This is a genomic window from Haemophilus sp. Marseille-P9675 (assembly GCF_916862695.1).
Classification (GTDB): domain Bacteria; phylum Pseudomonadota; class Gammaproteobacteria; order Enterobacterales; family Pasteurellaceae; genus Haemophilus; species Haemophilus haemolyticus_K.
Window position 1 is genome coordinate 317,312 of record NZ_CAKASP010000001.1, and the last position, 23,681, is coordinate 340,992.

The 23,681-nt window shown below is 38.1% G+C and carries 19 protein-coding genes; 13 read left to right on the forward strand and 6 right to left on the reverse strand.

All coding sequences use genetic code 11. The annotated features are described in order from the left end of the window. Window positions 1-12 precede the first annotated feature (12 nt). The 10 genes from prc to dnaX all read left to right on the forward strand — a co-directional run bounded on the left by prc (window position 13) and on the right by dnaX (window position 13,522). Entirely contained in the window at window positions 13-2,088 is a 2,076-nt protein-coding gene (gene prc / locus LIX50_RS01480) for a carboxy terminal-processing peptidase (RefSeq protein ID WP_048954038.1), read from the forward strand. A 68-nt stretch (window positions 2,089-2,156) separates the two neighbouring features. Further along, window positions 2,157-3,623, forward strand: coding sequence for a L,D-transpeptidase family protein (locus LIX50_RS01485; RefSeq protein ID WP_048954037.1), 1,467 nt, complete (start codon window positions 2,157-2,159; stop codon window positions 3,621-3,623). Between the two features lie 30 nt (window positions 3,624-3,653). After that, window positions 3,654-4,214 carry a YcbK family protein gene (locus LIX50_RS01490; RefSeq protein ID WP_048954036.1) on the forward strand — a complete coding sequence of 187 codons (561 nt, stop codon included), beginning with the start codon at window positions 3,654-3,656 and terminating at the stop codon, window positions 4,212-4,214. A 52-nt stretch (window positions 4,215-4,266) separates the two neighbouring features. After that, window positions 4,267-5,022, forward strand: coding sequence for a TatD family hydrolase (locus LIX50_RS01495; RefSeq protein ID WP_048954035.1), 756 nt, complete (start codon window positions 4,267-4,269; stop codon window positions 5,020-5,022). 9 nt (window positions 5,023-5,031) lie between these two features. Beyond that, a complete protein-coding gene (locus tag LIX50_RS01500; RefSeq protein WP_048954034.1) occupies window positions 5,032-5,664 on the forward strand; it encodes an MBL fold metallo-hydrolase in 633 nt (210 codons plus the stop codon). Window positions 5,665-5,755: 91 nt separating this feature from the next. Then, window positions 5,756-6,379, forward strand: a complete 624-nt coding sequence (locus LIX50_RS01505; RefSeq protein WP_048954033.1) for a ComEA family DNA-binding protein — start codon at window positions 5,756-5,758, stop codon at window positions 6,377-6,379. Window positions 6,380-6,579: 200 nt separating this feature from the next. Further along, window positions 6,580-9,387 carry a 2-oxoglutarate dehydrogenase E1 component gene (gene sucA, locus LIX50_RS01510; RefSeq protein ID WP_048954032.1) on the forward strand — a complete coding sequence of 936 codons (2,808 nt, stop codon included), beginning with the start codon at window positions 6,580-6,582 and terminating at the stop codon, window positions 9,385-9,387. Between the two features lie 125 nt (window positions 9,388-9,512). Then, a complete protein-coding gene (gene odhB / locus LIX50_RS01515; RefSeq protein WP_048954031.1) occupies window positions 9,513-10,742 on the forward strand; it encodes a 2-oxoglutarate dehydrogenase complex dihydrolipoyllysine-residue succinyltransferase in 1,230 nt (409 codons plus the stop codon). A 159-nt stretch (window positions 10,743-10,901) separates the two neighbouring features. Continuing rightward, window positions 10,902-11,444, forward strand: a complete 543-nt coding sequence (apt, locus tag LIX50_RS01520) for an adenine phosphoribosyltransferase (protein ID WP_048954030.1) — start codon at window positions 10,902-10,904, stop codon at window positions 11,442-11,444. Between the two features lie 11 nt (window positions 11,445-11,455). Then, a complete protein-coding gene (gene dnaX, locus LIX50_RS01525) occupies window positions 11,456-13,522 on the forward strand; it encodes a DNA polymerase III subunit gamma/tau (protein WP_048954029.1) in 2,067 nt (688 codons plus the stop codon). A gap of 32 nt (window positions 13,523-13,554) precedes the next feature. On the opposite strand, the gene proA is transcribed toward dnaX, so the two are convergent. Together proA and LIX50_RS01535 are read right to left on the reverse strand one after the other, a co-directional pair. Next, on the reverse strand, window positions 13,555-14,808 hold the full coding sequence (gene proA, locus LIX50_RS01530; RefSeq protein WP_048954028.1) for a glutamate-5-semialdehyde dehydrogenase: 1,254 nt from the start codon (window positions 14,806-14,808) through the stop codon (window positions 13,555-13,557). Window positions 14,809-14,828: 20 nt separating this feature from the next. Then, window positions 14,829-15,491 (reverse strand): trimeric intracellular cation channel family protein, encoded by a 663-nt coding sequence (locus LIX50_RS01535; RefSeq protein ID WP_005634779.1) that lies wholly within the window; start codon window positions 15,489-15,491, stop codon window positions 14,829-14,831. Between the two features lie 97 nt (window positions 15,492-15,588). On the opposite strand from LIX50_RS01535, the gene LIX50_RS01540 reads away from it, so the two are divergent. Both LIX50_RS01540 and LIX50_RS01545 read left to right on the forward strand, forming a co-directional pair. Further along, entirely contained in the window at window positions 15,589-16,389 is an 801-nt protein-coding gene (locus LIX50_RS01540; RefSeq protein WP_048954027.1) for a hypothetical protein, read from the forward strand. Beyond that, the gene (locus tag LIX50_RS01545; RefSeq protein WP_413465836.1) at window positions 16,371-17,255 is read left to right on the forward strand and encodes a DMT family transporter; all 885 of its coding nucleotides are present in this window, start codon (window positions 16,371-16,373) and stop codon (window positions 17,253-17,255) included. Before LIX50_RS01540 ends, LIX50_RS01545 begins: the two co-directional genes overlap by 19 nt. Before the next feature lie 50 nt (window positions 17,256-17,305). Here the strand turns inward: LIX50_RS01545 and LIX50_RS01550 are convergent, their stop codons facing one another. The 3 genes from LIX50_RS01550 to LIX50_RS01560 all read right to left on the reverse strand — a co-directional run bounded on the left by LIX50_RS01550 (window position 17,306) and on the right by LIX50_RS01560 (window position 19,919). Next, a complete protein-coding gene (locus tag LIX50_RS01550) occupies window positions 17,306-18,508 on the reverse strand; it encodes a Bcr/CflA family multidrug efflux MFS transporter (protein ID WP_048954025.1) in 1,203 nt (400 codons plus the stop codon). 1 nt (window position 18,509) lies between these two features. Continuing rightward, the gene (rsuA, locus tag LIX50_RS01555; protein ID WP_048954024.1) at window positions 18,510-19,208 is read right to left on the reverse strand and encodes a 16S rRNA pseudouridine(516) synthase RsuA; all 699 of its coding nucleotides are present in this window, start codon (window positions 19,206-19,208) and stop codon (window positions 18,510-18,512) included. 90 nt (window positions 19,209-19,298) lie between these two features. Beyond that, window positions 19,299-19,919 carry a DUF1919 domain-containing protein gene (locus LIX50_RS01560; RefSeq protein ID WP_048954023.1) on the reverse strand — a complete coding sequence of 207 codons (621 nt, stop codon included), beginning with the start codon at window positions 19,917-19,919 and terminating at the stop codon, window positions 19,299-19,301. 196 nt (window positions 19,920-20,115) lie between these two features. Here LIX50_RS01560 and LIX50_RS01565 point away from each other — a divergent pair, with 196 nt between their 5' ends. Next, window positions 20,116-22,386, forward strand: coding sequence for an NADP-dependent malic enzyme (locus LIX50_RS01565; RefSeq protein ID WP_048954022.1), 2,271 nt, complete (start codon window positions 20,116-20,118; stop codon window positions 22,384-22,386). A gap of 79 nt (window positions 22,387-22,465) precedes the next feature. Here LIX50_RS01565 and nrdB read toward each other — a convergent pair whose 3' ends face one another. Further along, window positions 22,466-23,596 (reverse strand): class Ia ribonucleoside-diphosphate reductase subunit beta, encoded by a 1,131-nt coding sequence (nrdB, locus tag LIX50_RS01570; protein ID WP_048954021.1) that lies wholly within the window; start codon window positions 23,594-23,596, stop codon window positions 22,466-22,468. Window positions 23,597-23,681: the final 85 nt, after the last annotated feature.

Consider the following 23,681-nt stretch of genomic DNA (forward strand, 5'->3'; position numbering starts at 1 on the left):
TCGGGAAAGGTTATGAGATCTAATATTTCAAAAAATGTGATTACTAGCGCATTGTTATCGGCATTGTTAATCGGCTCTGTGCCTGCTTTTGCTGTGCAGCCTAAATTAAAACTGAGCGATATTACTATTCCAACAGCAAGCGAAGAGAATCAGTTGGCAACTAAGCGCGCAACCACTCGATTAACCCAATCGCATTATCGAAAGATCTCATTAGATGATGCTTTTTCTGAGAAGATTTTTGATCGTTATATTAAAAATATTGATTTTAGCCATAACACCTTTTTGCAATCTGATGTAGATGAACTTCGTCAAAAATATGGCACTAAGTTGGATGACCAGTTAAATCAAGGTGATCTTTCTGCTGCTTTTGATATTTATGATGTAATGATGAAGCGTCGTTATGAACGTTATGCTTATGCGTTGTCTTTATTAGATAAAGAGCCTAATTTGAATGGCCAGGATCAAATTGAAATTGATCGTGAAAAAGCGGCATTTCCGAAAACTGAAGATGAAGCCAACCAACTTTGGGAAGAACGAGTAAAAAATGACATTATCAATCTTAAATTAAAAGATAAAAAATGGTCAGAAATTAAGTCAAAACTCACCAAACGTTATAATTTGGCAATTCGTCGTTTAACTCAAACGAAGGCAGATGACATTCTTCAAACTTATTTAAATGCATTTGCTCGCGAAATTGATCCGCATACAAGCTATCTTGCACCAAGAACCGCGAAAAGTTTTAACGAAAGCATGAATCTTTCTCTTGAGGGGATTGGGGCAACTTTACAATCAGAAGATGATGAAACAAGCATCAAGTCACTTGTTCCAGGTGCGCCAGCTGAAAAAAGCAAAAAATTGCATCCAGGAGATAAAATTATTGGTGTGGGCCAAGCAACTGGTGAGATTGAAGATATCGTAGGCTGGCGTTTAGAAGATATCGTTGAGAAAATCAAAGGTAAAAAAGGCACAAAAGTGCGGTTGGAAATCGAACCGTCTAAAGGTGGAAAATCCCGTATTATTACTTTAGTACGTGATAAAGTTCGTATTGAAGATCAAGCTGCAAAATTAACCATGAATAAAATTGATGGTAAAAATATTGCAGTGATTAAAATTCCTGGTTTTTATATCGGTTTAACAAGTGATGTAAAAAAATTACTCACTAATATAGAAAATCAAAAGGCGGATGCTTTAATTGTTGATTTGCGTGAGAACGGTGGTGGCGCATTAACAGAGGCTGTTGCATTAAGTGGTCTGTTTATTACAGATGGGCCTGTAGTTCAGGTAAGGGATGCTTATCAGCGTATTCGGGTACATGAAGATGATGATTCAGCACAGCAATATAAAGGGCCTTTATTGGTGATGATTAATCGTTATAGTGCATCAGCATCTGAGATTTTTGCTGCCGCAATGCAAGATTACAATCGTGGTATTATCATTGGTCAGAATACTTTTGGTAAAGGTACGGTTCAGCAAAGTCGCTCATTAAATTTTACCTATGATTTAGATCAAACACCATTAGGTTTATTACAGTATACGATTCAAAAGTTCTATCGTATTAATGGTGGTTCAACTCAGTTAAAAGGCGTTGCTGCAGATATTAATTTCCCTGAAATTATCGATGCCAAAGAGTACGGCGAAGATAAGGAAGATAATGCATTGCCATGGGATAAAATTCCATCTGCAACTTATACTGAAGTTGGCAATGCTCGCAAAGATGTTGATGTATTAAATAAAAAGCATCTTGAGCGTATTGCTAAAGATCCTGAATTTATTGCATTGAATGAAGATTTAAAAATTCGTAATGAGCGCCGTGATCGCAAATTCTTATCATTGAATTATCAAACGCGTAAAGCTGAAAATGATAAGGATGATGCAAGACGTTTAAAAGATATTAATGAGCGTTTTAAACGAGAAGGTAAAAAAGCATTAAATGATATTGATGATTTACCGAAAGATTATGAAGCGCCAGATTTCTTCTTAAAAGAAGCAGAAAAAATGGCTGCGGATTTTGTTATGTTGAATTCAACTGAGCAAGATGTTAGCAAAGAAACTCAGAAACCAACAGAAACAGTAGAAGAGAAAAAATAAAATTATTTTAACCGCACTTTGTTTTAGAACTTAAATAAAGTGCGGTTGTTTTAGGGAATGTTTAAGGAATGGCTATGTTTAAAAGCACTGCAAAGCTCTCAGTATTTGCGTTGTCATTGTCAATGATGACTTCAGGATGCGCTTTAGCAGATTTTGTAAAAAATGGACAATCGGTGCAACTTCATGGCGTTGATGTTTCGCATTTATCTCCAGAAGAAAAACAAAAGCTTGAAGAGGAAATTAAATTAGATCAAGCCCGCTTAGCACAGGAAAAGCAAGCAATTTTAGAAATGTCGCTAACCCATGAAATAGGTGAGCATGCTTTACAGTTTAAGCCTTTGTTAGCTCGTTTATATGCAGAACGTAAATATGCACCATTATGGAAAGATAATGCAGCGGCTCGCCAATTGTTACAGGGGTATGCCGCGATGGTGGCTAGCGGTATTTCTAAACGTTCAGCAAAATCCTTAGAATCCTTTGAGTTGATCGAACAACAAGGTGGATTAGCTTATGATGTTTTATTGAGCGATATATTGCTAGATTATTTGTATTATACTCAAAATGTAGGCGTGCAAGCTCAACGTTGGTTGTATTCATCTAGCACTTATCAAGTTCAACAACCTGCAGATGAGCATATTCAACGTTGGTTAAGTGCGGTAGAAAATGGTCAACTTTTAGGTTTTGTACAAAGTTTATCGGGCGATAATCACTTATATCATCAAACTGTTAAAGCCTTATCATCAATGGTATCTGCATCAGGACTGTCAGAAGTAGGTAAAAAGCTTGCTATTAATGCGCAACGTTTACGGGTGATTCCTGATTTTCATAATGGTATTTTCGTGAATATTCCAAGTTATAAATTGCAGTATTATCGCGATGGTAATTTAACTTTGGAATCTCGTGTTATTGTTGGTAAGGATGAACGCCGTACACCTGTGATGTATAGTAAATTAAGTAGTGTTGTTGTTAATCCACCTTGGAATGCGCCTACTCGTTTAATTAATGAAGATTTATTACCAAAAATGAAAGCGGATCCAAGTTATATTGCAGCTCATAATTATTCTATTTTGGATAGTGCTGGAAATGTGATTGATCCTTATTCGATAAATTGGGCATCTATTGGTAATAAATTCCCTTATCGAGTTCGACAAGCCGCTGGCGATAGTGCACTGGGTAATTATAAATTTAATATGCCAAGCTCAGATGCCATTTATTTGCATGACACGCCAAATCATGGGCTGTTTAGCCGTAAAGATCGCGCATTAAGTTCTGGTTGCGTACGTGTGGAAAAATCCGATCAACTTGCTAGTATTTTATTGAAAGAAGCAGGGTGGTCTGATGAACGTAAAAAGAATGTTTTAGAGAGTAAAAAAACGGTTTCTGCCCCAATTCGTTCGGAAAACCCTGTGTTTATATACTATGTTACATCCTGGGTTGATGAAGGAAAAATTCAAGTATTGCCAGATATTTATAAATATGATGGATTGATGAATTTCAGTGGAATTAACTGGAATGTCGTCAAAAAATATCTCTAATAATCCATCAAAAAATAGAAAGGAGAGAGGATGAACAAGGTTGATAAACAGAAACGTAAATGGCTGTCCCTCGGTGGCATTGTTTTAGGTGCATCAGTTTTGCCAAATTCTGTATTAGCAATGGTTTCAACACCTAAGCCTCGTATTTTGACGTTCCGTAATATTAATACGGGAGAGCGATTAAGTGGTGAATTTTCAGCTCAAAAAGGTTTTACAAGTGCGATATTACAAAAATTGGACCATTTTATGCGTGATAAACGAACAAACCAAGTTCATAGAATGGATCCAAATTTATTCCACAAGTTTTATAACATTCAAAGCAATTTAGGGTTACGCAATGCTGAAATTGAAATTATTTGTGGGTATCGTTCTGCTGCAACCAATGCAATGCGTCATCGTCAAAGTAGCGGAGTAGCAAGTAATAGTTACCATATTAAAGGAAAGGCCATTGATTTTCGTATTGCTGATGTGTCTTTGGCTAAAGTAAAAGCTGCTGCAGAAAACCTGAGTAATGGTGGAGTAGGATATTATCCAACAAGTAATTTTATTCATGTGGATACCGGCCCTGTTAGAACCTGGAAAGGGGTATAAAATAAATTTAAAATTGACCGCACTTTTGTGCGGTTTTTCATTGGAAAATACTATGCTATTTGACAGTCATCTCCATTTGGATCAACTCTCTGATGAGAATATCCAGAAAACACTTGGTGATTCGAAGATTACGGGTATGCTTGCGGTAAGTACGAATCTAAAAAGTGCTAAAAAACTATTGAATTTAAAACAGGTTTACCCCGAGAAACTTTATATCTCAGCTGGTTTTCACCCTGAACAGCCCTTGCTGAATTTAGAAGAGCAAGAAGAATTATTTCAATGGATTGATGAACATCATTCTTTAATTTCTGCGATTGGCGAGGTGGGATTGCCACATTATTCTAAACGTGAAAATTTAAATTTGGATTACGCACCTTATATTGAATTACTAGAACGATTTATTCTGATAGCGAAAAAATGGGATTTGCCGTTAAATTTACATATTGTGCATAATGATGTGGATACTGCCCTTGAATTATTACAGAAAAATAATATTCAACGAGCCCATTTTCATTGGTTTAAGACAGATGAAAAATCTTTTCAGAAATTTTTATCTACACCATATTTTGCTAGCTTAACACCTGATATTTTATGGAATCCTAAAACACAGTATGTTGCTCAACATTTGTCGTTAAACCGTTTGATGATTGAAACGGATAGTCCTTGGCCACATGAAGGATTTGAACGTGCGGTAATTTCTGAGCAATTATTCTCAGTATTGAAGAAAATAGCTGAATTAAAATCTTTGCCATTACATTATGTTCAAGAGCAAATGCTTTTGAATACCCAACAATTTTATCGATTATAAGGAGCAAGCATGAATATCGAAATTATCCCAGTTACCGCATTTCAACAAAACTGTTCTTTGATTTGGGATGACGAAAAAAATGCAGCAATCATTGATCCGGGCGGTGAAGGTGAGCGTTTAATTCAGCGAATTAAAGAACTTGGTTTGAATCTTAAAGTGATTTTGCTTACTCATGGCCATTTAGATCATGTTGGCGCAGCGATGCAGTTAAAACAACATTTTGGCGTTGAAATTTGGGGCTCTCATGAAGAAGATAAATTTTTATTTGAGAGTTTGCCAGAACAAGCGCAACGTTTTGGTTTACCAAATATTGAAGCCTTTTTACCTGATCGTTGGTTTAATCAAGAAGGAGAAATCTTAAAATTAGATGGCTTTAGTTTCGAGATTTTACATTTACCAGGGCATACACCAGGGCATATTGGTTTTATTGAACATGAGAAAAAAGTGGCATTTACAGGCGATGTATTATTTCAAGGCGGAATTGGTCGTACTGATTTCCCTCGTGGTGATTATGAAACATTGATTTCTTCAATTCGAACAAAACTATTACCGTTGAATGATGATCTGATTATTATTGCTGGGCATGGGCCTTATACAACCATTGGCCGAGAAAAACAGACAAACCCATTTTTAAATCGTTAAAAGTGCGGTGAATTTTTATGGTATTTTTGAACTAATTGCCAGAGAGGGAGTCTTAAGCGTGCCTCTGGCAAATTTTATAATAGGAGTTTATATGAAATCTTTAAAATCTCTTTTAAGTGTTACCGCACTTACCCTTGCTATTTCAGGTTCTGCATTAGCAAATGAAAATCCATTGGCCACATTAAAAGATGTGGCGAAAGATAATGTTAAAACAACCGTGTCAGAAAATGTGAAATCAGTAAAAGATTCTGCGTCAGCTGAGAAAGGAAATGTTTTAGAAAAAGTTTCTTCAACAAAAGAAAAAGCGACCGAAGGCGTTTCTTCTATGAAAGAAAAAATGGCTGCAGCGAAAGAAAAAGTTGATTCAGTAAAAGATAAAGCAAAATCATTAAAAGATTCTTCATCAGAAGATAGTCACAAAGCTTTAAAACACAAAGCTGCGGAGAAAGTGAAAGAAACGAAAGAAAAAGCCGCAGAAAAAATGAATAGTGCAAAAGATAACGTTAAATCTGTTGTAGATTCTGCTAAGATTAATATTAATAAAGCGGATGCTAAAACATTACAACAGCTTTCTGGTATCGGTGAGAAAAAAGCGCAAGCAATCATCGATTATCGTAATAAGGTTGGCAAAATTAAAGATATGGCAGAATTGTCAAAAATTGATGGCTTAGGTTCAACCACCATTGAAAAAATAGCACCATTCTTAAGTTTTTAAGCAGATATTACTAGACTAAATTATAAAAGGCGGATTTTCCGCCTTTTTCGTTATATGAGTATTTTATAGAAATCTACTAGACTAAATATTTGAATTGGCTAATAAATCTATAACAATTTCGATTTTGGGGATTATTTCTAATGAAATCCTATGTATAATGAAAAAACAAGTGAGACATCACTGATAATTAAGAGGTAATTATGCAACAAAACAAGGCATTTGATGATTGGTTAGCTAGCACAGCATTAGGCGGTGCAAATCAATCTTATATAGAAGAACTTTATGAAAGCTATTTGAGTGATCCGCAGTCTGTGGAGGAAAGCTGGCGAGCCACTTTTGATTCTTTACCAAAAATGACCGCACTTGAACAGCCCCATACACCAGTGCGAGATTATTTTCGTCGCTTAGCACGAGAAAATCATAATGAATCGGTGACAGTGATAGATCCTGCTGCTGGTGCAAAATTGGTAAAAGTTCTACAATTTATCAATGCCTATCGTTTTCGTGGTCATTTAGAGGCTAATTTAGATCCCCTCAATTATTATCGTTGGAAAGTCTCTTCCGTCCCTGAATTAGATTATCGTCATCACGGTTTTACTGAACAAGATCTCAACGAAACCTTCAATATTAATCATTACGTTTACAAACGCGATACCATTAAGTTTGGTGAGTTAGCTCAAATGTTGAAAGAGACATATTGTGGCTCAATTGGCTTAGAGTTTATGCATGTGCAAGATATGGCACAGAAAACTTGGCTTCAGAGCAAAATGGAAAGTGTGTTAGATAAACCGCTTTTTACATCTGAAGAACGTGTTAATTTTCTTCGTGAACTGACAGCTGCGGACGGTTTAGAGCGCTATCTAGGGGCAAAATTCCCAGGGGCGAAACGCTTTTCTTTAGAAGGAAGTGATGCGTTTATTCCATTGATGAAAGAAATTATTCGTCATGCTAGTCGCCAAGGTGTAAATGATGTGGTAATGGGAATGGCACACCGTGGCCGTTTGAATATGCTAGTGAATGTATTAGGTAAAAAGCCTGAGGATTTATTTGATGAATTTGCGGGTAAACATTCGAGTGAACGTACGGGAGATGTGAAATATCATCAAGGTTTTTCTTCTGATTTCGCAGTGGATGATAAGCGAGTTCACTTAACGTTGGCATTCAATCCATCTCATTTGGAAATTGTAAGCCCAGTAGTGGTGGGTTCTGTACGTTCAAGACAGACTCGCATTAATGATACAACGCGTAGTCAAGTTTTAGCGATTACAGTACATGGTGATTCCGCTGTAGCAGGGCAAGGCGTTGTTCAAGAAACATTGAATATGTCAAATGCTCGTGGTTATAGTGTGGGTGGTACCATTCGTATCGTGATTAATAACCAAATTGGCTTTACGACATCTAACCCGAATGACACGCGTTCCACAGAGTATTGCACCGATATTGCGAAAATGATTCAAGCGCCGATTATTCACGTTAATGGTGATGATCCTGAAGCGGTTGCTTTTGCTGCGCGTATGGCGGTGGAATATCGTAATTTATTCAAACGAGATATTTTTATTGATTTGATTTCTTATCGACGTCATGGTCATAACGAAGCTGATGAGCCATTAGCTACTCAGCCAATGATGTATAGCATCATCAAAAAACATCCTACACCTCGTAAAGTTTATGCAGATCGCTTAGTTGCAGAAGGCGTGATGACTGAAGAACAAGTCACCGAGATGGCGAATGATTATCGCGATGCGCTAGATAATGGTGATCGAGTCGTATCAGAATGGCGAGAAATGGATACGGCAAAAATGGATTGGTTGCAATATCTCAACTATGATTGGACTGCACCGTATGAAAGCAAATTTTCACAGGAACGTTTTTTAACACTTGCTAAACGTGTGTGTGAATATCCAGAAAGTTTACGTGCGCATCCTCGTGTAGAAAAAATCTATAATGATCGTAAAGCAATGTATCAAGGCGAAAAATTGCTCGACTGGGGTATGGCTGAAACCATGGCTTATGCAACCTTACTTGATGAAGGTGTTAATGTCCGTTTATCAGGTGAAGATGCAGGGCGCGGAACCTTTTTCCATCGTCATGCCGTTGTACATAATCAAAATGATGGTACGGGATATGTGCCATTGACACATCTGCATGCTAACCAAGGTCGTTTTGAAGTATGGGATTCGGTACTTTCAGAAGAGTCTGTACTTGCTTTTGAATATGGCTACGCAACAACAGATCCAAAAACGTTAACCATTTGGGAAGCGCAATTTGGCGATTTTGCTAATGGTGCACAAATTGTTATCGACCAATTTATTAGCTCTGGCGAACAAAAATGGGGCAGAATGTGTGGTTTAGTTATGTTATTGCCTCATGGCTATGAGGGACAAGGTCCAGAACATTCTTCTGCACGTCTTGAACGTTATTTGCAACTTTGTGCTGAACAAAATATTCAGGTCTGCGTGCCGTCAACGCCAGCACAGGTGTATCACATGTTGCGCCGCCAATCTTTACGTAAAATGCGTCGTCCGTTGATTGCCATTTCTCCAAAATCTTTGTTACGCCATCCATTGGCTGTATCCAGTTTAGATGAGTTGATTAATGGAGCTTTCCAAACGGTAATTGGAGAAATTGACGAGCTTGATCCTAAAGATGTAAAACGTGTGGTAATGTGTTCAGGTAAAGTTTATTACGATTTGCTTGAACAACGTCGCGCCAATAATCAAAAAGATGTGGCGATTATTCGTATTGAGCAGCTTTATCCATTTCCGCATGAGGATGTGAAGAAAGCGCTTAAGCCTTATGCTCATGTCACGGATTATGTATGGTGCCAAGAAGAACCACTTAACCAAGGGGCTTGGTATTGCAGCAAACATAATTTTGAATCAGCAATTCCAGAATCCGTTAAACTCAAATATGCAGGTCGTCCAGCTTCAGCTTCGCCTGCTGTGGGTTATATGTCGCTTCATACTAAACAGCAAAAACAGTTAGTGGAAGATGCGTTAACCCTATAAAGTGCGGTTAAAAATTAAGATATTTTTATAAATTTACAGGTGTACGTGTTGCATCCTTGATAAAAGTAAAAGAGTAATTCAGTGCAATAAGTTGCACTTTAAGTTAAGAAATAAGGAAAAATAAAATGACTATTGAAATTCTTGTTCCAGACCTACCTGAATCAGTTGCAGATGCAACCGTTGCTACTTGGCATAAAAAAGTAGGTGATACCGTTAAACGTGATGAAGTGATTGTAGAAATTGAAACGGATAAAGTTGTACTAGAAGTGCCCGCACTTTCTGATGGTGTGTTGGCAGAAGTTGTTCAAGCTGAGGGTGAAACTGTGGTGAGTAAACAGCTGCTAGGCAAAATATCTACGGCTCAAGAAGGGGATGTTAGTTCAGAGACATTAAAAGCAACGAATGAACCTACACCATCTGATCGTCAAAATGCAGCGATTGAAAATAGTTATAATCATAATGCGGATCAAGGCCCTGCAATTCGTCGTTTATTAGCAGAACATGATTTACAAGCCGATCAAATTCAAGGTTCAGGCGTGGGTGGCCGTTTAACGCGTGAAGATATTGAACGTGAAATCGCAAAACGACAAGCACTTCAAGCGAAACAAGACGTTGCCACTGAGCAAAATACAATTAGTACGGTAGCTTATAGTGCACGTTCTGAAAAACGTGTGCCAATGACTCGTTTGCGTAAACGGATTGCTGAACGTTTACTTGAAGCCAAAAATAGTACAGCAATGCTTACTACTTTCAATGAAGTGGATATGCAGCCAATAATGACTCTGCGTAAAACCTACGGCGAAAAATTTGAAAAACAGCATGGTGTTCGTTTAGGATTTATGTCTTTTTATATCAAAGCGGTTGTGGAAGCATTAAAACGTTATCCTGAAGTGAATGCTTCTATTGATGGCGATGATGTTGTTTACCATAACTATTTTGATATTAGTATTGCGGTTTCCACTCCACGTGGATTAGTCACACCGGTGCTTCGCGATTGCGATAAGCTGAGTATGGCAGAGATCGAAAAACAAATTAAAGCATTAGCTGAAAAAGGTCGTGATGGCAAATTGACTGTAGAAGATCTTACTGGCGGCAATTTTACTATTACAAATGGCGGTGTATTTGGTTCTCTTATGTCCACTCCAATTATCAATCCGCCACAAAGTGCAATTTTAGGGATGCATGCGATTAAAGAGCGTCCGATTGCGCTTAATGGTCAAGTTGTGATTCGTCCGATGATGTATCTTGCCTTATCTTACGATCATCGTTTAATTGACGGCCGTGAATCTGTTGGTTTCTTGGTAACGATTAAAGAATTATTGGAAGACCCAACAAGATTATTATTGGAAATTTAGTTTTTATAAAAACGTTAAATACAGATATGCGTTATACTTTATTTAAATTCAACTTTGGTTGTATGAAATTTTGGTGTGACGCATATTTTTTGCGTTTTTATGATAGAATGCCTATCCAAAAATATTTATTTTCTTAACCGCACTTTGTGAGCAATATTTATGACTACACAACTTGATTTAATAAAATCTTCTATCAAATCAATTCCTAACTATCCAAAAGAAGGCATTATCTTCCGTGACATTACTAGCCTTTTAGAAGTTCCATCAGCTTTTAAAGCAACAATAGATCTTATTGTGGAACAATATCGTGACAAAGGACTTACCAAAGTGCTTGGAACCGAATCTCGTGGTTTTATTTTTGGCGCACCCGTTGCCCTAGCACTAGGTTTACCTTTCGAATTAGTACGTAAACCTAAAAAATTACCACGTGAAACCATTTCTCAATCTTATCAATTAGAATATGGTCAAGATACTTTGGAAATGCACATTGATGCAATTTCAGAAGGTGACAATGTTTTAATCATTGATGATTTATTAGCAACAGGCGGCACCGTTGAAGCGACGGTAAAATTAGTACAACGTTTAGGTGGAGTAGTAAAACACGCTGCATTTGTGATTAATTTACCTGAATTAGGTGGCGAAAAACGCTTAAATAATTTGGGCGTTGATTGCTATACACTCGTCAATTTTGAAGGTCATTAATTAAGGATTCGATGGGCTATCAAGTCTTAGCCAGAAAGTGGCGACCAAAAACATTTGCTGATGTTGTTGGGCAAGAACACATTATCACGGCATTAGCAAATGGATTAAAAGATAATCGATTACATCACGCTTACCTCTTTTCAGGCACCCGTGGTGTAGGGAAAACCTCTATTGCCAGATTATTTGCAAAAGGATTAAATTGCGTACATGGTGTAACTGCAACCCCTTGCGGTGAATGTGAAAATTGTAAAGCCATTGAGCAAGGCAATTTTATTGATTTAATTGAAATTGATGCAGCATCACGCACAAAAGTTGAAGACACGCGCGAATTATTAGATAACGTGCAATATAAACCAGTTGTGGGCAGATTTAAGGTTTACTTAATCGATGAAGTCCATATGCTATCTCGCCATTCATTTAATGCGTTGCTCAAGACTTTAGAAGAACCACCCGAATATGTAAAATTCTTACTCGCGACAACAGATCCACAAAAATTACCTGTAACTATTCTTTCTCGCTGTTTACAATTCCATCTAAAAGCATTAGATGAAACCCAAATCTCCCAACATCTTGCCCATATTCTGACGCAAGAAAATATTCCTTTTGAAGAACCTGCATTAGTTAAACTTGCAAAAGCGGCGCAAGGAAGTATTCGTGATAGCTTAAGTTTAACCGATCAAGCCATTGCAATGGGCGATCGACAAATTACTAATAGTGTTGTAAGCAATATGTTAGGGTTGCTTAATGATAACTATTCTATTGACATTTTGTACGCTTTACACCAAGGTAATGGTGAACTCTTAATGCGAACACTGCAAAGAGTTGCAGATGCAGCAGGCGATTGGGACAAATTACTTGGTGAATGTGCAGAAAAATTACATCAAATTGCACTCATGCAACTTCTTCCACAAAAATCTTCAGATGACAATGAACATTTTTCATTTTTAGCCAAACATATCTCTCCAGAAGATGTTCAGTTTTTTTATCAAGTGATTGTTTCTGGTAGAAAAGACTTATCAAATGCGCCAAACCGTCGTATTGGCACAGAAATGACATTATTGAGGGCATTGGCATTCCACCCAAAGTTCCTTACGGCAGTACCAAAGGCTAACACTACAATTACTCCACCGGCATCAACTCCAGGTGTGGTTGAAAATACAGGTAATTATGTCGATGTGCCAGTACTGTCGCAAAGTATCAAATCAGCTTATTCTCAAGCAAAATCAAATAAAACAGGCATTCCAAATTTGGCAAGTTTTTCGGCTTTAGATGCGCTTGAACATTTAACACAACTGGAAAACCAAGAACGTCAAGAACACAAAGCTGAATCATTAGCTGCAGTAAGTGAGACTTTACATCTCATCCAAGAATTAGACGAAGAAAAATCGAATAAAAAAATGACCGCACTTCCTGTGCGCGAAATGTCTGCACCAAAATTAAAAAATGAAAAACTTTCCTCTTTTTCTCCTCAAATAGCTAGTATGGCTAAAGAAGTTGCTATTGTTGAAAATTCTATGGAGGATAATGCCGAAATAATGCAGGAAGAACGGGAGATTTTAGATGCAGAGACTTATCGTTGGGAATGGAGTAATCCAGAACTTGCTAAAGCCGATACAGGCGTTCGTCCTTCCGATATAAAACAGGCGATTTTAAAAGATATTACGCCTGAATTACGTTTAAAAATCATTACCCAAACTCAACAACAAGATGAGTGGGCTGATATGGTGGAACGTTCAGGGGTAACAGGATTTAGCAAAGAATTAGCATTAAATTGTTTCTTGCAAAGTAAAACTGATGATGAAATCAATCTTGGATTACATTCAGAAAAATCCCATCTACGCCAAGAGAGAAGTATCAAGCATTTAACTGAAGCATTAAGTAAACTTCAAGGCAAGGCTATTCATATAAAAATTAACATTGATGACAGTTCTGTCACCACACCGATGGAATATCGCCGTAATATTTATCAAACCTTACGGGAGCAAGCGAGAACCGCACTTCAACAAGACAATAAAATTCTACTTTTACAGAAAGAGTTTGATGCTAAACTAGACGTAGAGAGTATTCGCCCAGTTTAGCTATAGTCTGATCTTTATTTATTCAGAATGCATTATCCACGTACAGTATAGTCTCCCTCACAAACCCATTTATAACTTGTTAATGCTTCTAATCCCATTGGGCCACGAGCGTGAAGTTTTTGGGTGCTCACGGCAACTTCTGCGCCTAATCCAAATTGTCCGCCATCAGTAAAGCGTGTGCTTGCATTCACATAAACGGCAGCGGCATCGATTTGATTGATAAATTGACGCGCTAAGTTTTGTGAGGAAGTTAAAATACTTTCAGAATGTTGTGTACCATATTGGCGGATATGCTCAATAGCCGCATGAATATCTTCCACAACAACGACATTCAAATCCAATGATCCCCATTCTTCGCGTAATTCTTTTTCTGTCACTTCGCAGACATTCGCACCCGCTTGTTTCAATATATCAAGTGCGGTAGATTTTGCGTGATATTTTACGTTTTTGGCAGAGAGGTGAGAGACGAGTTTTGGTAAAAATTCTTCAGCAATAGAATGTTGAACTAACAATGTCTCCAGTGTGTTACAGGTGCTTGGACGTTGTGTTTTGGCGTTATCAATAACAAAAATCGCTTTATTTTGATCCGCACTTTCTTCAACGAAAGTATGGCAAACACCCACGCCCCCCACAATAACTGGAATAGTCGAATGTTGTTTACACAATTCATGTAAACTGGCGCCACCACGAGGAATAATCATATCCACATAGCGATCTAGTTTTAATAATTGCATAACGAGTTCACGATTTGGATCGGTAATGGCTTGCACTGCAAATTTTGGTAAGCCGGCTTGCTCTAAAGCATGTTGTACAACTTCGATTAGAATCTTGTTAGAAAACTGTGTTTCTTTACCGCCGCGTAAAATCACTGCATTACCCGTTTTAAGGCAAAGACTTGCCACATCAATGGTCACATTTGGGCGAGCTTCATAAATTGTGCCAATGACGCCGAGCGGAGTGCGTACGCGTTCGATTTTAAGTCCGCTATCCAGTGTACCGCCATCTATGATTTTACCCACTGGATCTGCCAGAGAAATAACGTGGCGTACATCATTAGCAATGCCTTGCAAACGTTCTTGCGTGAGCAGTAGGCGATCAATCAAGGCATCTGATAATCCATTTTGTTTGGCAAGTTCAATATCTTTTGCGTTTTCAGCTAAGATAAGCGGTGCTTGTTGTTCGAGTTGTTCTGCAATAATGGATAATGCACGATTTTTTTCAGCAGTGGTGAGTTGAGCCAAGATAAATGCCGCATCTTTGGCTTGTTTACCCATTTGTTCTAACATAGTTATTTCCTTTATTGTATTTATTTCTTTTTATTTGGCAGCTTATCTTGTTCTTCCGATGTGAGTTCTTGGTAATTAAACACTGGCAATCCCCATTCGAAATGAATAGCTAAAAGGCGTAAAGTAAAGCTGCTAATAAGTGTGAGTAACACAGCAAGTGTATGTTCTACTTGAAGTGTGCTTAATGCGTAATAAGTCAGTGTGGCAAATAGCGCAATGCTGGCATAGAGTTCTTTTTGGAACACGAGAGGAATTCGATTGCATAGCATATCGCGTAGAACCCCGCCAAAGGCACCTGTAATACAGCCTGCAATACTTACAATGGTGAGGCTATGTCCCATATCCATCGCAATTTGTGCACCAATAATGGAATACACCACTAAACCCATGGCATCGAGCACCAAGAAAATAGTGCGGAAGTAGCGCATAAAATGGTTGATGAATGGCGCGACATATACGGTAATCACCGCTGCACTTGCCACCATTAAAAAATATTCTGGATGCTTAACCCAGCCGAGAGGGTAATGTCCGAGTAGTACATCACGCACAGAACCGCCACCAATCGCAGTAACGGATGCGATAATTATCACGCCAAAAATATCCATTTTTTCACGACCTGCCGCAAGTGCACCTGTCATTCCTTCAGCTGTGATACCGATGATATATAAAATACTAAGTAACATTCATGTACCTAAGTGCGGTTATAATTGGTTTCATTCTACTTTAAAATTTAATGAATTTTTAGCATAATGGCGCATTATTTTTTCAGACGTCAAAATTATGTCAGAACAATCTTCTAAATATATCGCGGCATTGCTTGCGGTATTGTCTATCTCAATGGTGCTTGGCATCGATCTATTTATTTTTTCTTTGCAACCTGAAAAGCAAACAATGCCTCATTTAGGTGTAGGCGTGTTGGTTGCACAGCTAATTTCTTTGTTGGTGTTTTATCGCGGCGAAATTTGCCCAGGACAACGTGGTCGTTTAATCAAAGTTAATTTGACTTTTGCTATTTATTGGGCAGTGTGGTTGCTGATAAGCCTATTACAGAATAATCACACGCTTACTAACGTGATGAGCATATGTGGTCTTTCCGTCGTGTATTTTATTTGGAAACAACCAAAAACTGAAAAAATTCGTAACAGCTTTTTATTGATGGCTGCATTAATTGCGGGTTTAGGTTGCTTGAGTTATTTAATGATTTTTACCGTGCTTCCTGCGAGTGATTTTGCTGAATATAACCCGTTTGCACCGATTTTATCTGGTGTGATTTTGGCAAATCTTGCGCTTGTTATTGCACGAAATCGTTTACAAGGTTTTATTGCATTGTTGCCGTTAGCCATGATTATATTGCTCGCCTTAAATGCTTTGGCAATGTTTTTATTTTTACTTTTAAATGGCATGGAAAGTGCGGTTAATTCTGACAGTATTTTCGCTTACATCATTTATTTTATTTGCCATTTTGTGATTGCGGCTATTCTGATTCTGCATAGTTTCCCAAAGTGGAAATTATCTGCCAATAGTTTATTTATCCTATTATTTATTGCGGTTTGCTTGCCGTTATGGATGGTCTTCGCTTAATGGAAAAGCAAAATAATATTGCCTCTTTGATGTTGGTGGTAGGCTGTATTTTATTTGGATTAGGTGGCTTAATTGTTAAGTTTGTGCCTGTCGGTGCTTATGCAATTACTTTTTGGCGATTATTAATTGCATCGGGTATTTTCTATTTTTTAATGAAACTAAAACGCCAACATTTTCCTAAAAGTAAAAAAGCCTTATTTTCCGCCGCACTTTCTGGGATATTTTTAGCGTTTGATCTTGCCTTTTGGCATGAAAGTATTTATGCTGTAGGCCCAGGCATTTCTACCTTATTAAATAGCTTGCAAATTTTTTGTTTAGCTGCCATTGGTTTTGTCTTTTTTGCCGAACATCAAAGCAAACTACAAATACTCAGCTTGTTTTTAGCTGTGCTTGGTGTGGCGTTAATTTCCGTCGAAGAATTACAGCATAATATTGACGGCATTTATGGAATTCTGATTGGTTTAATTTCAGCAGTAATGTTGGCTGGTTCTATGGTGATGGTGAAAAAAGTTCATCAAGAAGAGCCAACGGCATTATTTCCGTTGATGTTAATGATCAGTCTGAGTGGTGCCTTAGCGCTGTTTATCCCATCTTTAATTTTCAATTCAAATAATCTTTATCCAACAACATGGCTGGATTGGGGATTAGTTGTCATTTACGGTGCAGTAATGCAGGGCATTGCTTGGGGTATGATTGCTTATTCAATCCCTTTGCTTTCGCTAAGTGTTACTGGATTATTGTTACTCACTGAGCCAGTAGCTGCATTGTTGATTGATTATTTTTATTTGGATAAAGCGATTAATCTTTGGCAATGGCTTGGTGCATTGCTCACTTTATTTGCGATTTATTTAGGATCGAAACGTTAGAAATTAATGTTCCCTCACTAACATTGAGGGAACATTAATGAATTGTGAGCTTATTTTCCCACAGATTTTTTAAGATTTCGGCTGGTTAGAAAGTAATATGCCAATACAGAAATCGCGATACATGCCCCCATAGTAAAGAGCATTGGTGCGGCGGTATCCATTTTCATTGACGCGACTAAACTTCCCATAATTGCGCCCACTGCAAAACGTACGCTTCCAATCAAAGAATTTGCCGTTCCCGCCATTTGAGGGCACCGTTCTAAAGCTGATGCCATTGCATTTGATGAAATCACTGGATTTGGACCGACAAAAAAGGCAACGCCAATTGCCATTGACCAAAATCCGAGATTTAAAAGTGCGGTCAAAATTAGCCACATTCCAGAAAGGAATTGAATTGTGAGGGCTATCCGTAACATTGTTTCTGCGCCCACTTTAGTGACAAATCGGCTATTCAAAAAGGAGGCAAAGATCATCGTAACAATATTCATCATAAAGAAGTAACCGAACTGATCGACGGGAACCCCATAAATGCCGATATAGACAATTGATCCTGCAGTAACAAAAGCAAACAATCCGCCAAATCCAAAAGAGGCGGCAAACATATAGCCAAGTACTTCTTTTTGCTTCCAAAGCAGAAGGAAATTGCGAGCGATAATATTTAGGCGCAGTGGAATGCGATTTTCTTTTTTATGGGTTTCTGGAATGATGAAAAAGACCAATGCTGCAGCTAATAATCCCACAAGTGAAATAACATAAAAAATCGCATGCCAATGGAAAAATTTAACGATGTAACCACCAATAATTGGCGCAACTAAAGGTGCAAGCATAAATACTAATGTGATGGTGGACATCACTTTGGATAGCTGATCTTTACTAAATAAATCACGCAATAATGCGCCTGAAAGCACAACAGGTGCGGCACCAAAGAAACCTTGCACAAAACGAAGTGCGGTGAAATTTCCGACTGAATTTATTTCGGTGAGTACTAAAGCTGTTAATGCGCCCACAATGACACCGAGCAAAATGATCGGTTTTCGTCCAAAACTATCACCAAAAGGCCCCCAGAAAAGCTGACCAAACGCCATGCCATAAGCAAAAGAAGTGAGAGTGTGTTGCACTTGCTCTGGACTCACACCGAGATCTTTCGCAATTTCTAAAAAGGACGGCAAATACATATCTACGCCAAAAGGCGGTAGCATGGAGAGAATGCCTAGCGTAAGAATAAAGATAAAAGTAGATTTTTGCTGACTCATCTTATTTCACCAAGCTTTCGATTTCACTTTGAGTCAATGGGCGGTATTCGCCTTCATCTAAGGATTCATCTAGTACAACATCCCCAATTTTCCAGCGATGTAATCCAACGACTTTATTCCCAAGTGCGGCAAACATACGTTTTACTTGATGATAGCGACCTTCAGAAATGGTCAGATTCACATTGTAATCATCTAAGATTTCTAATTTTGCTGGTTTAGTAGGTTCTTTTTCTCCGCGTAATAAAATACCTTCTGTACAAGCTGTTGCGTAATTTTCTTCTACGGGATCAGCCAATGTCACCAAATAGGTTTTTTCACAATGATGTTTTGGCGAAGTGATGCGATGTGACCATTGTCCATCATCGGTAAGTAATACGAGACCTGTCGTATCCACGTCTAAGCGACCCGCGCTATGTAATTTTCCAGCCAAAGGGTAATCGAAAAATTGATAAATTGTTGGATAGTCGCCGTCATCATTAGAACAAACACAGCCTTGTGGCTTATGCAACATAAAATATTGACCTTCTTCTACCCAAGTTAATAATTCATCTTCAAAATAAATTTCGTCTTCTTGTGAAATTTGTACTGAGCCACTTTTGATAATTTCACCATTAATTTTTACCGCACTTTGGCGGATTGCTTTTGTTGCCTGAGAGCGCGTTAATCCCGTATTTTCAGCAATAAATTTATCTAATCTCATTATGTTTTCTCTTGTTAAAATTCGCTAGGCATTGTACAGGTTTTTGCTTTTAGAACGAAACAAAAAAGGCTGCAATGCAGCCTTTATCTATTAAGCTTGATTAAACCACTTCACGTAATCGAATTGATCGTAATATTTTTTCCCATTCCAGCCAGAAAACTCAAAAATATCGCCCACCTGATTTTGCTTCTCGAAGCCTTTTATATAATAAGCCGATTTAAAAGCAGGATAGGGGGTGTGAGTAAAAATCACTTTATTTTTGAAAGGGAGTTGATCAAAAAGTTGAATGTCTTTTTCGGTTACGCCATCTCGATCTGTCATCATAATAAAAAGATTGTCTAAATTCATTCGTGACGTGCGAAGTTGCCATTTTTCATTGGCTTCTTGCTCACTATGATAGTGCATAAAATGAATTTCAAGATCGGCAAGTTTTCCCACTGGATAACTTTTTTCTGTTTTTACGAATGTGAGAGGTTGAGTGAGGTAGAAATCCATATTTTGTAAATAACGCAAAAAATCCTGTGGCGAGAGATAGAGATTCACAAATGGAGAATTAAACGGCTGGTGCAAATCATGTAAGATAAAAGCCCCCACGCAATTGGCAGAAATGACAGTCATCCCTTGGTTAGTCAATTTACGTTGTAATGAACGATTGATAAAAAATCTTTGACATTTATTCACCGCACTTTTAAGTTTTTGAAATGGATTCATTTTATTATCCTCTATGATTCTCTTGTGAAAATCCTACCTTTTTTGCTGAAAAATGAAAAGTCTAGCTAATGCCTCGCATCAAAAAATTTTGTAATGATTTTGTGAAAATTTGCAGTCTGTCACAATTTTTTTAATAAAAAACCGCTATAATCGACGCAATATTTCAATCCTGTTTCAATAAAATGGAGCATTTATTATGAGCGAACAATTACGTCAAGCAGCCTTAGATTTCCATGAATTCCCAATTCCTGGAAAAATTGAAGTGACCCCAACAAAATCATTAGCAACGCAACGCGATCTTGCTTTAGCTTATTCACCGGGTGTGGCAGAGCCTTGTTTAGAAATTGAAAAAGATCCTGCAGCCTCTTACAAATATACAGCGCGTGGCAATTTAGTGGCGGTGATTTCTAATGGTACAGCGGTACTTGGTCTTGGTAATATCGGCGCGCTTGCGGGCAAACCTGTAATGGAAGGGAAGGGCGTGTTGTTCAAAAAATTTGCAGGTATCAACGTATTTGATATTGAAGTGAATGAACATGATCCCGATAAACTTGTTGATATTATTGCTTCGTTAGAGCCAACTTTCGGTGGAGTGAACTTAGAAGATATTAAAGCACCAGAATGTTTCTATATTGAACAAAAATTACGTGAGAGAATGAATATTCCTGTATTCCATGATGACCAACATGGAACAGCGATCATCAGTGCTGCTGCGATCATCAATTCTCTTCGTATTGTAGGTAAAAAAATTGAAGATGTTCGACTTGTGGCATCTGGTGCGGGTGCAGCATCTATTGCGTGCTTGAACTTGTTGCTTTCTTTAGGTATGAAACGTGAAAACATCACAGTTTGTGACTCGAAAGGCGTGGTATATAAAGGTCGTGATGACAAAATGGATCAAACCAAAAAAGATTATGCAATTGAAGATAATGGCTGGCGTAAACTTGGTGATGCGATTCCAAATGCAGATATTTTCTTAGGTTGTTCTGCGGCTGGTGCGCTTACACAAGATATGGTGAAAACAATGGCTGCGCATCCCATTATTCTTGCTTTAGCTAACCCAAATCCTGAAATTACCCCGCCAGAAGCGAAAGCAGTTCGTCCTGATGCGATTGTATGTACAGGCCGTTCTGATTATCCAAACCAAGTAAATAACGTGCTTTGTTTCCCATTTATTTTCCGTGGCGCATTAGATGTGGGCGCAATGACGATTAATGAAGAAATGAAACGTGCAGCAGTTTATGCGATTGCTGACCTTGCATTAGAAGAGCAAAACGAAGTTGTAACTTCTGCTTATGGTGGTGAAGGGGCGACATTTGGTGCAGATTATGTGATTCCTCGCCCATTTGATCCTCGCTTAATTGTGCGTATCGCACCAGCGGTAGCAAAAGCCGCAATGGAATCTGGTGTGGCAACTCGTCCTATTCAAAATTGGGATGCTTATGTTGAAAAACTAACTCAGTTTGTTTACAAAACTAGCTTGTTTATGCGTCCTATTTTCAGCCAAGCAAAAGCGGCAAAACAACGCATTATTTTAGCGGAAGGGGAAGAAAATAAAGCATTGCATGCCACCCAAGAAGTGATTTCAATGGGCTTGGCAAATCCAATCTTAATTGGTCGTCGCAGTGTGATTGAAGAAAAAATTAAAAAACTTGGTTTACGTTTAACCGCCAGTGTCGATTTTGAAATTGTGGATAACGAAGATAATCCTCGCTATGAAGAATGTTGGAAACATTACTACGAACTTACTAAACGTAAAGGCATTACACCTGCAATCGCAAAACGCGTGGTGCGTTCTAATACAACTGTGCTTGCATCTACTTTAGTGAGTCTGGGCCACGCTGATGGCTTGGTATGTGGTTTATTTGGTTCTTATGGTAAACATTTAGCATCTATTAAGGATATTATTGGGTTAAAAGATGGAGTTAAAGTTGCGGCTGCATTAAATAGTCTTGTATTACCGACAGGAAATGTATTTTTAACCGATACTCATGTAAATACTAATCCAACAGCGGAAGAACTTACAGAGATTACGTTAATGGCAGCGGAAGAAATTCATCGTTTTGGTATTGAACCTGCTATTGCATTACTTTCCCATTCTAACTTTGGCTCATCGAATTCATTGGGGGCGCCAAAAATGCGCGAAGTATTACATATGATCAATGAGCGCAATCCACACTTAATGATTGATGGTGAAATGCGTGGCGATTTAGCAATGAATGAAGCACATAGAAGAGAAGTCATGCCTGATAGTCCATTAAAAGGAAGTGCAAATTTATTGGTGTTCCCTGATTTGAGCTCATCACGTATTAGTTATAGCTTATTACGCGGCACCACTACGGCAATTACCGTTGGCCCAATCTTAATGGGGATGAATAAATCTGCGCATATTCTTAATCCAAGTGCATCCGTTCGCCGAATCATTAATATGGTAGCGTATGCAGCAGTAAAGGCTCAGCAAGAGTAATGGATAAATGAAATATAAATTAGGCCCCATTATTAATTGCGGGGCCTTTTATATGAAGTGATTCTAGATTCTAAATATTTTATAAATCAAAATCGCCAAAATCCTTAGTATCTACTTTGGAATCAATTTGACCAACAAGGTAAGAACTTACTTCCACTTCTTGTGGCGCCACTTGTACGTTGTCAGAAACAAGCCATGCGTTAATCCATGGAATTGGGTTAGAACGCGCACCAAATGGTAATGGAAGACCAACAGCTTGCATACGGATATTGGTAATGTATTCCACGTATTGCACTAAAATATCTTTGTTCAAACCGATCATAGAACCGTCTTTAAACAAATAATCCGCCCAGTCTTTTTCTTGTTCCGCTGCGGCTAAGAATAAATCATAGGCTTCTTGTTTGCATTCTTCTGCAATTTCTGCCATTTCAGGATCGTCTTGGCCTGCTGCCATGATATTTAAAATGTGCTGTGTACCAGTTAAATGTAATGCTTCATCACGTGCAATAAATTTAATGATTTTCGCATTACCTTCCATTAATTGACGTTCAGCAAAGGCAAAGGAGCAAGCGAAGGATACATAGAAACGAATGGCTTCAAGGGCGTTCACGCTCATCAAGCAAAGATAAAGTTGTTTTTTCAGATTACGTAGTGTCACCACATATTCTTTGCCATCCACGGTGTAAGCGCCTTCGCCATATAGGCTATAAAGTTGGCTATCACGGATTAAATCATCGTAGTAAGAAGAAATATCACGCGCACGTTTGATGATTTCTTTGTTGGTTACGATATCATCGAACACAATAGAGGGATCGTTCACAATGTTACGAATAATGTGTGTGTAAGAACGAGAGTGAATGGTTTCAGAGAATGTCCAAGTCTCAATCCAAGTTTCTAATTCAGGAATAGACACTAAAGGCAATAATGCCACGTTCGGGCTACGGCCTTGAATGGAATCTAATAAGGTTTGATATTTTAAGTTACTGATGAAAATGTGCTTTTCATGTTCAGGCAACGCTGCGTAGTCGATACGGTCTTGCGACACATCCACTTCTTCCGGACGCCAGAAGAAAGAAAGTTGTTTTTCAATGAGCTTTTCAAAGGTCTCATATTTTTGTTGATCGTAACGCGCAACGTTAACGTTTTGACCAAAGAACATTGGTTCTTTTAATTGGTCGTTTTTGTTTTGTGAGAAAGTAGTGTATGCCATATATTGTTCCCCGTTTTGGCAACCTTAATTTTGCCAATAGTAATTAATAGGTTACAAGTAGCGGGCTAAAGCCCGCTTATAATTT